The following is a 15,648-nucleotide window of genomic DNA, read 5'->3' on the forward strand; positions in this document are numbered from 1 at the left end:
CCCCGAGTCATGGCCGGACCTGTGCTGGAGCGGGTGTTCGTCGAACTCCGCTTCCGGCGTGGCCGTTGCGGCAGGTCAGCGCACGACCTCGACGGTGAGCTGCGGCTGTGTCGGCGTCGAGCAGGCCTGCTGCTCGTGCTCGACGAACATCGAGGCCGTGTCGCCGGGCGCGTAGACGCGCAGCCCGCGCACCGCCTGCGGCCGGCATTCGTCGGGGGAGTACATGCCGGACTTGGCGATGCTCAGCGGGCTTGAAGCCGACTCGCCCGGTTGCAGCGTGATCAGCTGTCCCTCGGATTTCGGGGCGCGTTCGGCGGGTTCGCCGATCTGCTGGCCGGAGTCCCCGGCGACGAACGAAACCCCGGGCGAGCCCTGCAGCGTGCAGGCCCGGTCGCCGTTGTTGGTGAACCGCAGGTCGCTGTTGGTGTGCCCCATCCCGCTGTCGCCGCGGCTGAGCGAGACCTCCAGCTCGCCGGCCGTGCAGTTGTCCGGTTTCGCCGGAGCCTCCGGCTGCGAACCGCCGGCCTGCTGCTCCGCGCTCGTCGGTGCCTCGCCGCCCGAGGCCGGATCGCTCGGCGGGGCAGTGGTGCCCGGCGGCGGAGCGGGGCTCTGCTGCGCGCCCGGATTCGGCACCGCGGCCGGGATGTCGACCTGCCCGCCGTCCGGGGGCGCGCCGCATCCGGCCAGCGCGAATCCCGCGGCCAGCACTCCCGTCATCATCGCGGTACGCCCGATCATCGCGGTATGTCCAGCGATCCTGCGCATCTTGCCACCCCGTTCAGGTCCGTCCGTTCACTTCGTAGACGTATCGGCGGGTGCGGAGGTTGTGCGGCGGCGGCGATGTGACGTTCGCCAATACCGCGGCCGGATCCGCCGCAGGCGATGGTGCACTGTCGGCCGGTTCGGCGGGAAGGGAACGCATGATCACTTCAGAGCTGCGCGGTCGCACTGCGCTGATCGTCATCGACCGCGACGAGCGGCGCAACGCGCTCGACCTGCAGCACTGCGAGCAGCTGCGCGAAGCCGTCGAGTCCACAGTGGAGGAGGGGGCGCGGGCGCTGGTGCTTTCCGGCGGTGGCAGCACTTTCTGCGCCGGTGCCGACCTGGACGGGGTCTACGGCGAGACCTTCCGCGACGCGCTCTACGCCGCGCTGCAAGCGATCGTGCGGGCGCCGGTGCCGGTGATCGCCGCGGTGAACGGCCCGGCCGTGGGCGCGGGAACCCAGCTCGCGCTCGCGAGCGATCTGCGCGTGGCAGCGCCGGAGGCGTTCTTCTCGGTGCCGACGGCCAAGAACGGTCTCGCGGTGGATCCCTGGACGATCCGGCGGCTCGCGCTGCTGGCCGGTGGCGGACCGGCGCGTTCGATGCTGCTCGGTGCCGACCGGCTCGATGCGGCCACCGCGCACCAGCGCGGGATGGTGGACCGGCTCGGCGACCTCGACACGGCGCTGGCCTGGTCGGACGAGGTCGGCGCGATGGCTCCGCTGAGCCTGCGCTACGCCAAGGCGGTGCTCAACGACGGCCCGGACGCCGAGGCCCTGTACGACGCGTGCTGGTCCAGCGCGGACGCCGCGGAGGCAAGGCGCGCGCGGGAGCAGCGCCGCACTCCCGAATTCCGCGGCGAGTAGCCGCTCACCAGGACAGATAGCCCCCGTCCACCGGCACGTAGGCACCGGTCAGGAACGACGCGCCGGGGGAGAGCACGAACAGCACGGCCTGCGCGATCTCGTCCGGCGTGCCCAGCCGCCCGACGGGATGCGCGGTGGCGATCCGCTCGTAGGCGTCGCCGTTGTGCGCGGACAGCAGGGGAGTGTCGATGAAGCCCGGCCCGATCGCGTTCACCCGCACGCCCTGCTCGGCGTACTCCAGGGCCGCGGACTTGGTCAGCCCCACCACGCCGTGCTTGGCCGCGACGTAGGGCGAAGCGCCGCGCACGGCGACCGAACCGAGCACGCTGGCGATGTTCACGATCGAACCGCCGCGTTCGAGCATCGGCGGGATTTCCGCGCGCATGCTCAGGAAGACGCCGTCGAGGTTGACCGAGGTGACCTGCCGCCAGGCGGCCAGCCCGACTTCGGCGACCGGGGAGTCGTCCGGCACGCCGACGCCTGCGCTGTTGACCGCCAGGTCCAGCCTGCCGAAGTGCTCGACGGCGGCGCGGACCATCGCCTCGGCGCCTTCCTCGGAGCCCACGTCGGCGGCGGTGGCCAGGGCGCGTTCGCCGAGTTCGTCCGCCAGCGCCGCTGCGGCCTCCGCGGACCGATCCGCGATCACCACGCGGGCTCCGGCCGCCGACAGTGCACGGGCGCAGGCCGCGCCGATGCCGGAGGCGCCGCCGGTGACCAGGGCTACCTCGTCGGTGAGTTCCGGCGCCATCGCCGCTCCCTTCGACCCGGGCAATGATTATCATCATTAGTCGGCGATGGGGAGGTGTCAAGGTCGTCCGGCGGGCCGCTCGGCGCCGTGCCGCGAGGGGCTCGTGCATCCCGCGGGAAAATCACGGTGCGTGATCACACGAGTTCAAGATCACCCGTTCAACTGGTCCAGCGTCGAATCGCCGAAGTGGACCACGCGGCAGCCGTGGCCGCGCCTACCGTCGGGTGCATGACGAACTCCGCCCAGGACCGCGTGCCGGAACACGAGCCCCGCCTCAACATCAGGAAACTGGCGCCCGAGGTCTACCGCAGCGTCGCGCAACTGGAAGCCGCGGTCAGCAAGGGCGTCGACCCGACCGTGCTCGAGCTGGTCCGGATCCGCGCATCGCAGCTGAACCACTGCGCGTTCTGCCTGGACATGCACACCAAGGACGCGCTCGCCGCGGGCGAGTCGGTGCAGCGCATCGTGCAGCTGTCCGCGTGGGAGGAGTCCAAGCACTTCTACACGCCCAAGGAGATCGCCGCGATCGAGCTGACCGAGGCGGTCACCGTGCTCACCGAAGGCTTCGTCCCGGACGAGGTCTACGAGCGCGCGGCCGAGCACTACGACGAGACCGAGCTGGCGCACCTGATCGCGGCCATCGCCTCGATCAACGTCTGGAACCGGCTCAGCGTGACGGCGCGCAACGTGCCCGGGCACTACCATTCAGGTGGCAAATGACCGTTACCTGTCGCGGCGTTCGGGTCCGTGCCTTGGTGCCCGAGTTGTACCGCCACACCTCCGGGCGACGCGATCACCGCTGCACCGGCGGCAGTATCGTGCAGCGGAAAGCGCCGGGAACGTGAGGAGAAGGCGATGCTGTGGACCATCCTCGGATGGATCGTGTTCGGCCTGATCGCGGGCTTCATCGCCCGCGCGGTCGTGCCGGGCAAGGACGACATCGGGCTGCTGATGACCATCGTCCTGGGTGTGGTCGGCTCGGTGGTGGGCGGCTTCCTCGCCGGACTGCTCACCGTGGGCCTGCGTGGTTTCGAGCCGACGGGCTGGATCGGGTCGATCATCGGCGCGATCGTCGTGCTGGTGATCTACAACCAGGTGACCGGCCGCAAGCGCCGCGCGCGCGACTGATCATCGGCGGGGCGTGCGCGGGTGCTCCGCGCACGCCCCGCGCAATCGTCGAAGGAGTGTTCCGACATGGGTGAGCTCGCACCCTCGCACTGGCTGGTCGTCCTGGTCGTGGTCGCGCTGCTGTTCGGCTCGGCGAAGCTGCCGGAGATCGCGCGATCCCTGGGCCGTTCCGCCCGCATCCTCAAGGCCGAATCCCGCGGACTGCGCGAGGACGAGAACGCCGCGCAGCAGGACTCACCCGGCGCGCAGCAGACGTCCTGATCAGGACCGGCACCGGGCAGCGGTGCGCGGATCGGTGCGCACCCCGGATTTCCGGAGTGAACGGCCCGCTCGACGCCGGCCGAAAGTCCCGTCATCTCCGAATGAATCGGCGTGTCGGCACCGGGCCAGCCCCGCCGAACTTTCCGAGTGAACGGAACTTTGGTCCCACTAGATCGGGCGAAGAGGCCGTTCGCTCGGAGCCTTCGTCCCCGCCTCGGGTGGCGCTCGGGCGTGTCGGCCGATTCGGGAGCGAGATCTCAGAAATTCGTCGCGAGCGCGCGGATGTCCGCGGGGCTCCAATGCCCGAGAGCGCCGGGACACCCGGCGAGGTAGCCGGCGGCCGTGTCCGCGTCCCAGCCCTGTCCGTCGCGTAGTCCGGCCAGCAGCATCCGCAGGTAAGCCGCCGACGGTGCCACCGGCGTCACCTCGGCGCTGGAGAACGGCGCGGTGAACGTCAGCACCGGATGACCGTCCAGGTCACCGACGCGCAGCAGCGTTTCGTAGCGGCCGGGCCCGAGCCTGCTGACGCCGGTGCGCAGCACTTCCCGCAGGTCGAGGTCGTCGCCCGGCTCGCGGTACATCTCCTGCGCCACCAGGTCGGCGAACTGCTCGCCGCTGACCAGGTACGCCCGCAGCGCGGCCGAGCCGGGCAGGGCTCGGTCGAGAAAAGCACGCCCGCCACCCCAGACCTGCGACTCGGTCGCGAAGTGGATCCCGCCCGGCACCTGATGGCCGGTGGTGCGCCGCGGCGGGCGCGGATCGCGGCAACCGGGGCAGCTGCGCCGTCCGCCGGGCGGCGTGCCGCCTTCGAGGTAGCAGCGCAGGCGTCCCGCGTCCATGTTCGAGCCGTAGCTGGCGTACCAAACCAGCTCGGGCTGCTCGCCGCGCATCGCCTCGGTGGTCCCGTGCATCCCTTGATGATCACAGCCCGGCGTGCCGCGCGGAAACCTCGCCGATCAGCACTGCTGCACCAGGTTCTGCAGCGCGCTGCGGGCGAACGGCATGTACGGCATGATCAAGAACGCCGGCCCGCGCGCGTTGAGCCAGGTCGTCGAGCCCTCTCCGGCCGCTTCCACACCGTGGTCCAGGTGCAACGTCAGCAGCCCGAAGCGCACGCTCCACGACCACTTCCGGTGCTGCTCGTCGACGTCGGTGACGGTGAAGTCCAGGCGGACCCCGCCGGCGGCGAACAGCCTGCCATCGGCGCCGGGCGCGATGCGGACCGCGTCGGTGTGGACCTCGGTGATCTGCGGTGACCAGCCCGGCCAGCGGGCGGGATCGGCGTAGCGCTCCCACACCTCGTCCGGCGTCGCCGGGCCGGACGCTTCCGCGGTGGTCTCCATCGGCCCATCGTCGGCGACGGCGCGGGGCGCGGCTCGGCGGCTTCCGGTGAGCGCTTCCGGCCGGTTCCGCGAAAGACCTGGTCGGAGGTGCCGCGAAGCGCAGTGCGCGTCGTGCGCGGGACAGCCGGTCCGCCTGCGGTTCATCGCCGAGCGTATTGACTCCGCAGCTGACCCGCTCGTACCTTCATGCCGTCACAAGGTGGTCGTGCCGTGAAACGGCACAGAACGGCGGGCGACGATGATGTTGGCGCTGGAGAACCTGACGGTCCTGGACCTCACGCAGGTCATGGCCGGTCCCTACTGCTGCCAGTTGCTCGGCGACCTCGGCGCCGACGTGCTCAAGGTCGAGCCGATCGGCGCGGGCGACGCCACCCGCCAAGCCACCGGGCACCGGCTGCCGAACGGCGAGAGCGCGGCGTTCCTGGCGGTGAACCGGAACAAGCGCAGCATCGCGCTGGACCTCAAGAGCGACGCGGGCAGGCAGGCCTTCCACGATCTGGCCCGCGACGCCGACGTCGTGGTGGAGAGCTTCCGGCCGGGCGTGGCGGCGCGGCTCGGCGTGGACTACGAGACGCTGAGCGGGCTCAACGATCAGCTCGTCTACGCCTCCGTGTCCGGTTTCGGCCAGACCGGCCCGTACGCGCAGCGCGCGGGCTACGACCTGATCGCGCAAGCCATGTCCGGGATCATGAGCGTCACCGGGGATCCGGACGGCCCGCCGGTGAAGGCCGGGGTGCCGGTCGCCGACCTGTCCGCCGGATTGTTTTGCGCGGTCGGCATCCTCAGCGCGTGCCTGTCCCGCGCGACGACCGGCCGCGGCCAAGCGGTGGACACTTCGCTCTACGACGCGGCACTGGCACTGTCCATTTGGGAGACATCGGAGCTTTGGGCCACCGGCGAGCCACCCGGCCGCCTCGGTTCCGCGCACCGCGTGAACGCGCCCTATCAGGCGCTTCCGGCTCGTGACGGCTACTTGACGATCGGCGCGAACAACGAGCGGCTGTGGCAGCGGTTGTGCAAGGTGCTGGGCCGCCTCGACCTGCTCGCCGACGAGCGGTTCACCACCAATACCGATCGCGTGCGCCGCCGCGACGAACTCGCCGGAGAACTCGGCCGCACGCTGCGCGAACGGGACCGGGACGAGTGGGTGCAGCTGCTGCTGGACGCGGGTGTGCCGGTCGGTCCGATTCGCGACTACGCCGAGTCCTGCGCCGATCCGCACACCGCGGCCCGCGAGATGGTCGTCGAGCTGGATCATCCGGCGGAGGGCCGGGTCCGCTCGCTCGGCGTCCCGGTGAAACTCACCGGCACACCGGCGGAAATCCGCCGCGTCGCGCCCGATCTGGGGCAGCACACCGACGAAGTTCTGCGATCGCTCGGCCGCACCGACGCCGAGATCGCCCGGATGCGCGCCGAAGGAGCCGCCGGATGACCGATCAGTTGCGCACCGAGTTCAACGGTGCCGTCGCCACCGCCACGTTCAACCGCCCGGCTGCGCGCAACGCCGTGACGTGGGAGATGTACGACGGGCTCGCCGATTTCTGCGAGCGGGTCAACGCCGACGAGGCGGTCCGGGTGGTCGTTTTCCGCGGCGCGGGCGGGAAAGCGTTCGTGGCGGGCACGGACATCGCCCAGTTCCAGGACTTTCGCGGCGCCGCGGACGGACATGCCTACGAGCAGCGCATCGACGGCGTCCTGGACCGGGTCGAAGGGATCCGGGTGCCCACGATCGCCGCGGTCGACGGTTATGCGACCGGCGGCGGGTTGACCATCGCGGCTTGCTGCGACCTGCGGATCTGCTCGCCCGCGGCGAAGTTCGGGCTGCCGATCGCGCGCACGGTGGGCAACTGCCTGTCCATGCGGAACTACGCGCGGCTGGTGCAGCTGATCGGAGCGGGACGCGCCATGCACCTGATCTGCACCGCCGGGTTCGTCGAGGCCGAGCAGGCCGAACGCATCGGGCTCGCGTCCGAAGTGGTGTCCGAGTCCGAACTAGACGGTCGGATCGATGCGCTGTGCGAGCAGATCGCCGCGCAGGCTCCGCTGACGATGCGGGCGAGCAAGCTGGCGATGCGGCGGCTGCGCGAGCATTCCTTGCCACCGGGCGATGATCTGATCGAGCTCTGCTACGGCAGTGAAGATTTCCGGGAAGGGGTGGGCGCTTTCGTGGAAAAGCGCCGCCCGCAGTGGCGCGGCCGGTGATCGGCGATGAGCGGGTCAGCGAGGTCGCACCGGGCGCCGGTAGCCGAGCGTGGCGCTGACCCGCTGTGTCGCTTCGATGACCAGCGGACCGTAACGATCCCGCGCCTGCTCGGACATCCGGCCCGCCGGTGCGGACACGGACAGGCTCGCCACCGGTTCGCCGCTGGAGTCCAGGATGGCCGCGGCGACCGCGGCGATGTCCGCGCGCCATTCCCCGAAGTTCGAGGCGAAACCGCGCTGGGTCACGCCGTCGAGTTCGGCGAAGAACTCGTCCCAGTCCACAATGGTGCTCCCGGTGTAGCGCTGGAGCCGTTCCCCGATGATCGGCTGCACCTTCTCCCGCGGCATGGCCGCGAGGATCGCCTTGCCGTTCGAGGAGCCGTGCAGCGGGACGGTGCTGCCCAGCGGCAGCACCGCGCGGACCGGGTGGTCGGTCTCGACCCGCTCGATCAGCACGGCGTGCTCGCCTTCGCGGACCATGAGGTGCGCTGTTTCGCCGGTTTCGCGCCGCAGCTCGTGCAGGACCGCTGCTGCGGCGTCGCGCACGCTGATGTCCGAAATGGCGTGCTGGCCGACCTGGAACGCGCGGGTGGTCAGCACCCAGCGGGTCACGTCCGCGCCGTCCGGGCAGATCCAGCCCGCCGTCCACAGTGTCCGGAGAGCGCGTTGCACGGTGCTCTTGGGCAGCCCGAGCCTGCGGGCGAGTTCGCCGACGCCGGCCGGTTGGGTGTGCGCGACCTCTTCCAGCACGCGGAAAGCCGACAGCACGGTGCGCATTCCTTCGCTCACATCCTCAGCTTAGTGGCCGCCGGTGGCCCGGTCCGAAACCGGCGGACCGGGCCGGGCGCACGACCAGCACGGCGTGCCTCACAACCATCCGGGCAGGACGAACAGCGCGCAGGCCACCACCGGGGCGATGACGATCATGCTCATGCCCCAGGTCATCAGCTTCCGGAACACGTTGTCGCGCATCTCGGCCGGGCTGCTGGCGACGACCAGCGCGCCGCTGGTGGAAAACGGCGAGGAGTCCACCACCGACGAGGCCACCGTCAACGCGATGATCATCCCGATCGCGCCGACCTGGCCGGTGTGCAGGAACGGCACCGCCAGCGGGATGAGCGCGCCGAGGATGCCGGTGGTCGAGGCGAAGGCGGACACCGCCGCGCCGATCAGGCAGATTACGAACGCCGCCAGCAGCGGAACGCCGATGCCTGCGACGCCGTCGCCGAGGAACTCGATGGTGCCGATCTCCTCCATCATGCTCACGTAGGTCACCACGCCGCAGATCAGCAGCACGGTCGGCCACGCGACCTCGCCGATGCACGCCTTGGTCGTCTGCGGCGAGATGATGCACAGCACGGTGGCGATGCTCAGCGACAGCAGGCCGACGTCGAATTCCAGCGCGAGGGCGCCGACGGCCAGCAGCACCAGGCCGGTGAGCGTGAGCGCGCGATTCGCGTTGAGCGTGGTGACTTGTGCGAGCGTACTGGTGGCCGGTTCGGCCGCGGTCGCCGTGGTAGTGCCGCCGGATCCTCCGCTGGTCTCGGGTCCAGCCATTTCTCCGGAGTTTTCTGGAGGTTCGGTGTCGACCTTCCGCCGCAGCAGTTCTCGGCCGCCGAACAGGAAGAAGACGAGCACGCTGAGCAACAGGTTGAAAACGAATTGGCTGCCCCACAGCAACGCCGGGTTGCTGGGCAGTCCGCTGCGTTCCACCACGCCGTTCGTGATGCTGCCGAAAATGCTGATCGGCGAGAAGCCGCCCGCGGTGGCGCCGTTGATGATCAGCAGGCCCATCAGCATCGGGTTGATCCGGTAGCGGGCGGCGAAGTTCAGCCCGATCGGCGCCATGATCGCGACCGCGCCCGGCACGACCGCGCCCACCATCGTCAGCAGGCTCGTCACCAGGAACATCACCCACGGGACCAGCGCGATCCGGCCGCGCACGGCGCGGACTCCGACGTGGATGAGCCAGTCGACGGTGCCGTTGCTCTTGGCGATGGCGAACAGCAGCGTGACCCCGACCAGCACGGTGAACAGGTCGCCGGGGAATCCGGCGAACAGGTCGTCGGCGCTTTCCCGCACCACGAAAGTGCCGATGAGGAATGCGCCCAGAAAAGCTACTGCGCCCATGTTCACCGAGCGCAGCGTGGCGATCAGGAAAATGAGTACCAGGCCGATGATGGAGACTACTTGTACGGACATGTGGCTCCTCGGTGCGAGGCAGTCGTCGGCTCGGGGACGGGAGCGGGAACTGAATTCATGAGGCGAAGCCGTGGTCTCGTGCCGAGGAAGTATGACCCCGGCCACATTTGACGTCAAGAGTTGCAGAACTGAATGAGGAGAATCCGATGGCGCAGCCGATCGGCAATCACTTCCTGCAAATTCCAGGCCCGACGAACGTTCCGGAGCGGGTGTTGCGCGCGATGTCCGCGCCCACCATCGATCACCGCGGCCCGGAGTTCGCCGAGCTGACCGGAGAGGTGCTGCAAGCGGTGCGGCCGGTCTTCGGCACCACCGGCCCGGTCGTGATCTACCCTTCGTCGGGGACCGGTGCGTGGGAGGCGGCGCTGGTCAACACGCTCAGCCCCGGAGACCGGGTGCTGGCGTTCGAGACCGGGCACTTCGCGGTGCTGTGGCGGGAGATGGCCGAGAAGTTGGGCCTGCGGGTGGATTTCGTGCCCGGCGATTGGCGGCATGGCGTCGATCCGGCCGTGGTCGCCGAACGGCTCGCCGGGGACTCCGCGCACGAGATCAAGGCGGTCTGCGCGGTGCACAACGAGACCTCCACCGGCGTGACCAGCCGGATCGCCGAGGTGCGGCGGGCGATGGACGAGGCAGCTCACCCGGCGCTGCTGCTGGTGGACACGATCTCCTCGCTCGGCTCGGTCGACTACCGGCACGACGAGTGGGGTGTGGACGTCACGATCTCCTGCTCGCAGAAGGGCCTGATGCTGCCGCCGGGCCTCGGTTTCAACGCGGTGAGCGAGAAGGCGTTGCGGGCCGGCGAGAAGGCCGGTCTGCCGAGGTCCTATTGGGACTGGCAGCCGGTGTTGCAGGCGAATCGGCGGGGTTTCTTCCACAGCACACCGGCGACGAATCTCCTGTTCGGACTGCGGGAGGCGCTGCGGATGCTCGACGACGAGGGCTTGCCGCAGGTCTTCGAGCGCCACCGGCTGCACTCCGCGGCCACGCGCGCCGCCGTGCGCGCGTGGGGTCTGGAGACGTTGTGCTCGGACGAGCGCGAGCATTCACCGGCGCTGACGGCTGTTTTGCTACCCGATGGCCATGATGCGGACAAGGTTCGCGAGCTGATCCTGCACCGGTTCAACATGTCGCTCGGCGCGGGCCTGGGCAAGGTCGCGGGCAAGGTCTTCCGCATCGGGCACTTGGGCCACTTCAACGATGTATCGCTGGCCGGGACGCTCGCGGGTGTCCAGATGGGACTCGAGCTGGCCGGTGTTCCGATCGATCAGGGCGGTGTCGAGGAAGCCCTGCGAGTGCTGAAGGCGGCGTGATGAGCGATCTGGAAAGCAAGCTGCGGCGCGAAATCTCCGGCGAGGTCGCCTTCGACGACTACACCCGGCACCTGTTCTCGCGCGACGCGAGCATGTACACGATCACGCCGCTGGGCGTGGTGTTCCCGCGGGACGCCGACGATGCGGCCGCCGCTGTCGTCGTCGCCCGCGAGCACGAAGTGCCGGTGGTGCCCCGCGGAGCGGGCACGAGCCTCGCCGGGCAGACCGTCGGTCCGGGCCTGGTGCTGGACTTTTCCCGGCACATGAACAAGATCCTGGATCTCGACCCGGATTCGCGGACGGCTCGCGTGCAGATGGGCGTGGTGCAGGACCAGCTCAACCGGGCCGCCGCGCCACACGGGCTGATGTTCGGCCCGGACACTTCGACCAGCAATCGCGCCACGCTGGGCGGGATGATCGGCAACAACTCCGCGGGCAGCGGGTCTGTGCGCTACGGCATGACGATCGACCACGTGCGCGAGCTGAGCGTGGTGCTCGCGGATGCCAGCAGGGCGCGTCTCGGCCCGGTGGACGAAGCCGAGCGGCAACGACGTGCAGCGGCCGGGACGCTGGAAGGCGCGCTGTACCGGGAACTTCCGCGGATCGTCGCGGAGAACAAGGAGGCGATCACCGGCGGCTACCCGGAGTTCTGGCGCCGCTCGGGCGGTTACCGGCTCGACCGGATATCCGCCGAACCGTTCGACCTCGCCGAGTTCGTCGTCGGCTCGGAGGGAACGCTGGTCGTGGCCACCGAGGCACTGGTGGACCTGGTACCGAAACCGAAGCACACGGTGATCGCGGTCGGGCACTTCACCTCCACCCAAGCGGCGATCGAGGCGACCGAGGACGCGCTGAGCTTCGATCCGTCCGGTGTGGAGCTGATGGACCGTACGATCCTGGACCTGTCCCGGGAACGCATCGAGTACGCCTCGCTGGGCACGATCCTGGAAGGTGACCCGGATGCGCTGCTTTTCGTCAGCTTCACCGGTGACGACAAGGACGAGCTGACCGGACGGCTGCAACGGCTGAGTTCGTTGTGGCGCAAGCACGAGCACGGCTACCACACCCTTGAGGCGGTGACTCCGCAGCAGCAGTCGGCGTTGCTGAAGGTGCGCAAGGCCGGTCTCGGATTGCTGATGGCCGCCGGTTCCGGAACCCGCCGCCCGCTGGCGTTCGTGGAGGACACCGCGGTCGATCCCAAGCACCTCGCCGAGTACACCGCCAAGTTCGCGGAGATCTTGGACCGTTACGAGATGCAGGCCGGTTTCTACGGCCACTGCTCGGTGGGATGCCTGCACATCCGCCCGTTCGTCGACCTTGCGGAGCCGGGCGAGACGGAGAAGATGCGCGCCGTGGCCGAAGAGGTGAAATCGCTGGTGACGGCCTACGGCGGGGTGAACTCCAGCGAGCACGGCGACGGCCTGGCGCGCAGCGAGTTCAACCGCGAGATTTTCGGCGACGAGCTGTACGAGGCGATGTGCCGGGTCAAGCACCTCTTCGATCCGGCGGGAACGCTGAATCCCGGCAAGATCGTCGAGGCGCCGTCGATGACCGACAACCTGCGCGACGCGGCACTGCCGGAGCCCGGTCCATTGCGGACCCGACTGTCGTTCGAGGTGGTCGGCGGAATGCGCGGCTCGGCGGATCGGTGCATGAACATCGGGGTGTGCCGGAAGAGCACCAGCGGTGCGATGTGTCCGTCCTACATGGCCACCACGCGCGAAGAAGACTCGACGCGGGGGCGCGCCAACGCCCTGGTCAAGGCGCTGTCGGAGCCCGACCCGAAGGCGGCGTTGGGAGATGAGCGGCTGCACGAGGTGCTGGACCTGTGCCTGATGTGCAAGGCGTGCAAGAGCGAGTGCCCGCTGGGTGTGGACATGGCGAAGCTCAAGAGCGAAACGCTGTCGCACTACCACGACGAGCACGGGGTGCCGTTGCGTTCTCGCGTGTTCGGGTCGATCCGCGCGCTGAACAGGCTGGGATCGGCGACGGCTCCGCTGTCGAACCTGCCCGGCCGGATTCCGTTGCTGCGCAGGGCGATGCAGCGGCTGCTCGGCATCACGGCGAACCGGCCGCTGCCTCGGTTCGAGCGCCGCAACCTCGGCTCCTGGTTCCGCAAACGCGCGCGGCCCGAGTCCGCTCCCCGCGGCCCGATCCTGTTCCTGGCGGACTCGTTCACCACCTACACCGAACCGGACATCGGCAAGGCCGCTGTCGACCTGCTGGAGCGAGCCGGTTACGAGGTCCGGCTGGTCACCGAGGGCTGCTGCGGCAGGTCGAGCCTGTCGAAAGGTCTCGTCGACGATGCGCAGCGCAAGGCGCAAGACCTGGTGTCGCGACTGTCCGATTCGGACGCGCCGCTCGTCGGTTGCGAGCCTTCCTGCGTGCTGACCTTGCGGGACGAAACGCTGTCCATGCTGCCGGACTCCGGCGCGGCACGGGATGTTGCGGGCCGGGTGCGACAGCTCGAAGAAGTGCTGTCCGAAGCCATCGACGCCGGAGACCTGGAGCTGTCGGCGGATTCCTGGCCCGCGGCGAGGAAAGTCGTCTTCCACGGGCACTGCCACCAGAAAGCTGAGGTTGGCACCTTGGCGACCGTCGAACTGCTGCGACGTATCCCCGGGGCCGAGGTGGTGGAGCTAGATGCCGGATGTTGCGGCATGGCGGGCTCTTTCGGTTTCGAGGCGGAGCACTACGAGCTGTCGATGACCGTGGGGTCCGACCGGTTGTTCCCGGCTGTCACGGCCGAACCTGCCACCACGATCGTCGCCGCCACCGGTGTCTCGTGCCGCCAGCAGATCGCGCACGGGACTCCGCGCGAGGCCCATCATCCGATCGAACTGCTGAGGGCCGCGTTGCGGGACTGAGTCCCTGTCGCTGCGTGTGCAGTCCGGCGTGCGGTCTTGCGGACTCGTGCCGCGGCGGGACTGTGCGGTCCCGGCTCGTGGGCGGGCCGGGACCGGCGACCGGAGGCTCAGCGCGTCGCGTCGGTTTCGACTCGGCCCCTTCCGGCGAAGGCGGGTCCGGCGAGGAACCAGATTGCGGTCACGATCCCCAGCACCGACATCATGCTCCAATATGGATGTTGCGAGGCCTCCGCGGCCGACCCGGGCACGATGGAGCCGTCGATCGCCAACATCACCAGCAGCAGCGCGCAGGCGATCGCGGAGGCCAGCAGCACGCGCAGCCATTCCCGCCACAGCGCCAGAACTTCCGCCCGTGACCCCTTCGCGGGCTTGTCCGGCTTCGGGCCGCGGTTGAACCAGTACCGGAACCTGGCGTCGGCCCAGGAAATGGTGGCGTGACCGAAGGCAACGGTGAATCCCAAGTAGACGGCCGCGAGGGCGTGCGCCTGCGTTGGTTCCGCACCGCGGGCCAGGTCGACGGCGACCAGTGCGACCAGCACGACGTCCACCAGCGGGACGCAGCGCAGCAACCAGCTGCTCAGCCGTTCCTGCCGCGCGAGGTAGCGGGCGGCGAGACCGGCCACCAGGAACACCCAGAACGCCGCCTCAGCGGCGAAAATGGCTGCGATCATTGCGATTACTCCCCAGTTGTAGGTGTTCAGCGAGCGGCGCCGAACAGGTAGTGCTCCAGCAACTCGACGGCCTGCTGCCGGGTGAGCAGCGCCGGAGCGGTCAGCAGCTCGAAGGTCAGCCCGTCCACGAAGGCGTTGAGCCCGGCCGCCGCGTGTTCGTAGTCGGCATCGGGCGTGAGCTGGCCGAGTTCTCCCAAACCCCGCACGACGTGCCGCAGGAACTCGCGCACCTCGGCGGCTTGCTCCGCCACGACGGCCGCGAGGGCCGGGTCGAACCGGGCGCGATGCACGAACTCCAGCCAAATGCTCAGCTCCCGGGCGGTGTCGTCGCGCAGCGGCATCAGTTCGCCGAGCATCGCGAGCACCCGTTGCCGCACGTCCGGCTCCTCGGCCGCCTGGCGCACCCGCTCGCTGACCCGGTCCGAGAGCGAGCGCAGCGCGAACTCGTGCAGTTCGGCCTGAGTGCCGAAGAAGTGCCGGACCGATCCGGTGGCCAGCCCCGATTCGGCCGCCACCTTCCGCACCGATGCCTCTTCCAGCCCACCGCGGTCCAACGTCCGCCACACCGCGTCGACGATGACCCGCCGCCGCGCCTCCTGATCGATCGTGCGCACCACCGCACCAAACTAACACACCTGTGTTAGCAACAGTGGCACGCCCAACTTCGCCACAGTCGCGCGGGTCCTGTCCGAGTGAACGGACTGTTGGTCCCAATAGATTGGTCAAACGGTCCGTTCGCTCAAGGTCGGGGGCGGGGCGGCGCCGGTGGGGGAGGGGAGCCGGCGCCGCCCCGGTTCAGGCGGCCGTCCTGGGAGGGGTGGTCGGCCACCGGATCTCGCCCGGTTGGGCCGGGCGTTCGGGGGAGGGTGGTTTCCGCGCCATGTCGGGGGATTCTTCAGCGGCGCGGACGCAGGCTCGGCATCGGGACTCGGTGGCGGGCGGGTTCTCGGCCAGCCGCCGATGCACCGGGCCGGTGACGAAATGCCCGCATGCGCAAGGTGCTCGGAACGTCTCGAACCGCTCCGGGACGAGGTGCCATGCCGACTCCAGCACCGAAGTCATCCACGTCCATCCGCGCGAAGTCATCGGGAATCCGCGCCTTCGTGGAACTTCTCGCACCGCGTGGCGTCTTCCGGCCCGAGGTACACCTGCGAGCAGTGGAAGCAGGTTCGCAATTTCCGTTGCACGAGCGTCCATTCGGCCATGACGTCTTCGGTGGCGCGGCGGTCCGCGAGCTGTTCCGGCACCTGGTATCGCTGCAATTCCTGATCACCCGCTCGGTCGT

17 protein-coding genes are annotated in these 15,648 nt (G+C 69.5%); 8 read left to right on the top strand and 9 right to left on the bottom strand.

The genetic code is table 11. The features are described 5' to 3' along the window. Positions 1–75: 75 nt before the first annotated feature. Positions 76–765 (bottom strand): DUF4232 domain-containing protein, encoded by a 690-nt coding sequence (locus INP57_RS22510; RefSeq protein WP_200072298.1) that lies wholly within the window; start codon positions 763–765, stop codon positions 76–78. Positions 766–920: 155 nt separating this feature from the next. Between INP57_RS22510 and INP57_RS22515 the strand changes: the two genes are divergently transcribed. Next, a complete protein-coding gene (locus INP57_RS22515; RefSeq protein WP_200072299.1) occupies positions 921–1,628 on the top strand; it encodes an enoyl-CoA hydratase in 708 nt (235 codons plus the stop codon). Between the two features lie 4 nt (positions 1,629–1,632). Here the strand turns inward: INP57_RS22515 and INP57_RS22520 are convergent, their stop codons facing one another. After that, on the bottom strand, positions 1,633–2,376 hold the full coding sequence (locus INP57_RS22520) for an SDR family NAD(P)-dependent oxidoreductase (protein ID WP_200072300.1): 744 nt from the start codon (positions 2,374–2,376) through the stop codon (positions 1,633–1,635). 228 nt (positions 2,377–2,604) lie between these two features. On the opposite strand from INP57_RS22520, the gene INP57_RS22525 reads away from it, so the two are divergent. The 3 genes from INP57_RS22525 to tatA all read left to right on the top strand — a co-directional run bounded on the left by INP57_RS22525 (position 2,605) and on the right by tatA (position 3,765). After that, positions 2,605–3,096, top strand: coding sequence for a carboxymuconolactone decarboxylase family protein (locus INP57_RS22525; protein WP_200072301.1), 492 nt, complete (start codon positions 2,605–2,607; stop codon positions 3,094–3,096). Positions 3,097–3,231: 135 nt separating this feature from the next. After that, positions 3,232–3,504, top strand: coding sequence for a GlsB/YeaQ/YmgE family stress response membrane protein (locus tag INP57_RS22530; RefSeq protein ID WP_200072302.1), 273 nt, complete (start codon positions 3,232–3,234; stop codon positions 3,502–3,504). Positions 3,505–3,570: 66 nt separating this feature from the next. After that, positions 3,571–3,765, top strand: coding sequence for a Sec-independent protein translocase subunit TatA (tatA, locus tag INP57_RS22535; protein ID WP_200072303.1), 195 nt, complete (start codon positions 3,571–3,573; stop codon positions 3,763–3,765). A 257-nt stretch (positions 3,766–4,022) separates the two neighbouring features. On the opposite strand, the gene INP57_RS22540 is transcribed toward tatA, so the two are convergent. Further along, a complete protein-coding gene (locus INP57_RS22540; RefSeq protein ID WP_233628067.1) occupies positions 4,023–4,676 on the bottom strand; it encodes a histone deacetylase in 654 nt (217 codons plus the stop codon). A gap of 45 nt (positions 4,677–4,721) precedes the next feature. Next, positions 4,722–5,108, bottom strand: a complete 387-nt coding sequence (locus tag INP57_RS22545) for an SRPBCC family protein (protein ID WP_200072304.1) — start codon at positions 5,106–5,108, stop codon at positions 4,722–4,724. Positions 5,109–5,346: 238 nt separating this feature from the next. Between INP57_RS22545 and INP57_RS22550 the strand changes: the two genes are divergently transcribed. Beyond that, positions 5,347–6,540: a CaiB/BaiF CoA transferase family protein gene (locus INP57_RS22550; RefSeq protein WP_200072305.1), complete on the top strand. Its 1,194-nt coding sequence runs from the start codon at positions 5,347–5,349 to the stop codon at positions 6,538–6,540. Continuing rightward, on the top strand, positions 6,537–7,310 hold the full coding sequence (locus INP57_RS22555; protein WP_200072306.1) for an enoyl-CoA hydratase/isomerase family protein: 774 nt from the start codon (positions 6,537–6,539) through the stop codon (positions 7,308–7,310). Before INP57_RS22550 ends, INP57_RS22555 begins: the two co-directional genes overlap by 4 nt. Before the next feature lie 15 nt (positions 7,311–7,325). Here INP57_RS22555 and INP57_RS22560 read toward each other — a convergent pair whose 3' ends face one another. After that, positions 7,326–8,099: an IclR family transcriptional regulator gene (locus INP57_RS22560; protein ID WP_200072307.1), complete on the bottom strand. Its 774-nt coding sequence runs from the start codon at positions 8,097–8,099 to the stop codon at positions 7,326–7,328. 78 nt (positions 8,100–8,177) lie between these two features. Then, entirely contained in the window at positions 8,178–9,512 is a 1,335-nt protein-coding gene (locus INP57_RS22565) for an SLC13 family permease (RefSeq protein ID WP_200072308.1), read from the bottom strand. A gap of 146 nt (positions 9,513–9,658) precedes the next feature. On the opposite strand from INP57_RS22565, the gene INP57_RS22570 reads away from it, so the two are divergent. Further along, positions 9,659–10,825 (top strand): pyridoxal-phosphate-dependent aminotransferase family protein, encoded by a 1,167-nt coding sequence (locus INP57_RS22570; protein ID WP_200072309.1) that lies wholly within the window; start codon positions 9,659–9,661, stop codon positions 10,823–10,825. Continuing rightward, positions 10,825–13,692, top strand: a complete 2,868-nt coding sequence (locus INP57_RS22575) for an FAD-binding and (Fe-S)-binding domain-containing protein (protein ID WP_200072310.1) — start codon at positions 10,825–10,827, stop codon at positions 13,690–13,692. The genes INP57_RS22570 and INP57_RS22575 overlap by 1 nt, the downstream gene beginning before the upstream one ends. A 107-nt stretch (positions 13,693–13,799) precedes the next feature. Here the strand turns inward: INP57_RS22575 and INP57_RS22580 are convergent, their stop codons facing one another. From INP57_RS22580 to INP57_RS22590, 3 genes are all read right to left on the bottom strand, one after another. Further along, complete coding sequence (locus INP57_RS22580) at positions 13,800–14,363, bottom strand: hypothetical protein (protein WP_200072311.1); 564 nt, start codon at positions 14,361–14,363, stop codon at positions 13,800–13,802. A 26-nt stretch (positions 14,364–14,389) separates the two neighbouring features. Then, entirely contained in the window at positions 14,390–14,980 is a 591-nt protein-coding gene (locus tag INP57_RS22585) for a TetR/AcrR family transcriptional regulator (protein ID WP_200072312.1), read from the bottom strand. A 465-nt stretch (positions 14,981–15,445) separates the two neighbouring features. Next, positions 15,446–15,625: a hypothetical protein gene (locus INP57_RS22590; RefSeq protein ID WP_200072313.1), complete on the bottom strand. Its 180-nt coding sequence runs from the start codon at positions 15,623–15,625 to the stop codon at positions 15,446–15,448. Between the last annotated feature and the right edge of the window lie 23 nt (positions 15,626–15,648).

Origin of the sequence: Saccharopolyspora galaxeae (genome assembly GCF_016526145.1) — a bacterium.
GTDB classification, from domain to species: domain Bacteria; phylum Actinomycetota; class Actinomycetes; order Mycobacteriales; family Pseudonocardiaceae; genus Saccharopolyspora_C; species Saccharopolyspora_C galaxeae.

Bases quoted from the DNA above. Each gene is read 5' to 3' on its own strand.
- INP57_RS22510 (WP_200072298.1), bottom strand. From the start codon at position 765: ATGCGCAGGATCGCTGGACATACCGCGATGATCGGGCGTACCGCGATG.
- INP57_RS22515 (WP_200072299.1), top strand. From the start codon at position 921: ATGATCACTTCAGAGCTGCGCGGTCGCACTGCGCTGATCGTCATCGAC.
- INP57_RS22520 (WP_200072300.1), bottom strand. From the start codon at position 2,376: ATGGCGCCGGAACTCACCGACGAGGTAGCCCTGGTCACCGGCGGCGCC.
- INP57_RS22525 (WP_200072301.1), top strand. From the start codon at position 2,605: ATGACGAACTCCGCCCAGGACCGCGTGCCGGAACACGAGCCCCGCCTC.
- INP57_RS22530 (WP_200072302.1), top strand. From the start codon at position 3,232: ATGCTGTGGACCATCCTCGGATGGATCGTGTTCGGCCTGATCGCGGGC.
- tatA (WP_200072303.1), top strand. From the start codon at position 3,571: ATGGGTGAGCTCGCACCCTCGCACTGGCTGGTCGTCCTGGTCGTGGTC.
- INP57_RS22540 (WP_233628067.1), bottom strand. From the start codon at position 4,676: ATGCACGGGACCACCGAGGCGATGCGCGGCGAGCAGCCCGAGCTGGTT.
- INP57_RS22545 (WP_200072304.1), bottom strand. From the start codon at position 5,108: ATGGAGACCACCGCGGAAGCGTCCGGCCCGGCGACGCCGGACGAGGTG.
- INP57_RS22550 (WP_200072305.1), top strand. From the start codon at position 5,347: ATGATGTTGGCGCTGGAGAACCTGACGGTCCTGGACCTCACGCAGGTC.
- INP57_RS22555 (WP_200072306.1), top strand. From the start codon at position 6,537: ATGACCGATCAGTTGCGCACCGAGTTCAACGGTGCCGTCGCCACCGCC.
- INP57_RS22565 (WP_200072308.1), bottom strand. From the start codon at position 9,512: ATGTCCGTACAAGTAGTCTCCATCATCGGCCTGGTACTCATTTTCCTG.
- INP57_RS22570 (WP_200072309.1), top strand. From the start codon at position 9,659: ATGGCGCAGCCGATCGGCAATCACTTCCTGCAAATTCCAGGCCCGACG.
- INP57_RS22575 (WP_200072310.1), top strand. From the start codon at position 10,825: ATGAGCGATCTGGAAAGCAAGCTGCGGCGCGAAATCTCCGGCGAGGTC.
- INP57_RS22580 (WP_200072311.1), bottom strand. From the start codon at position 14,363: ATGATCGCAGCCATTTTCGCCGCTGAGGCGGCGTTCTGGGTGTTCCTG.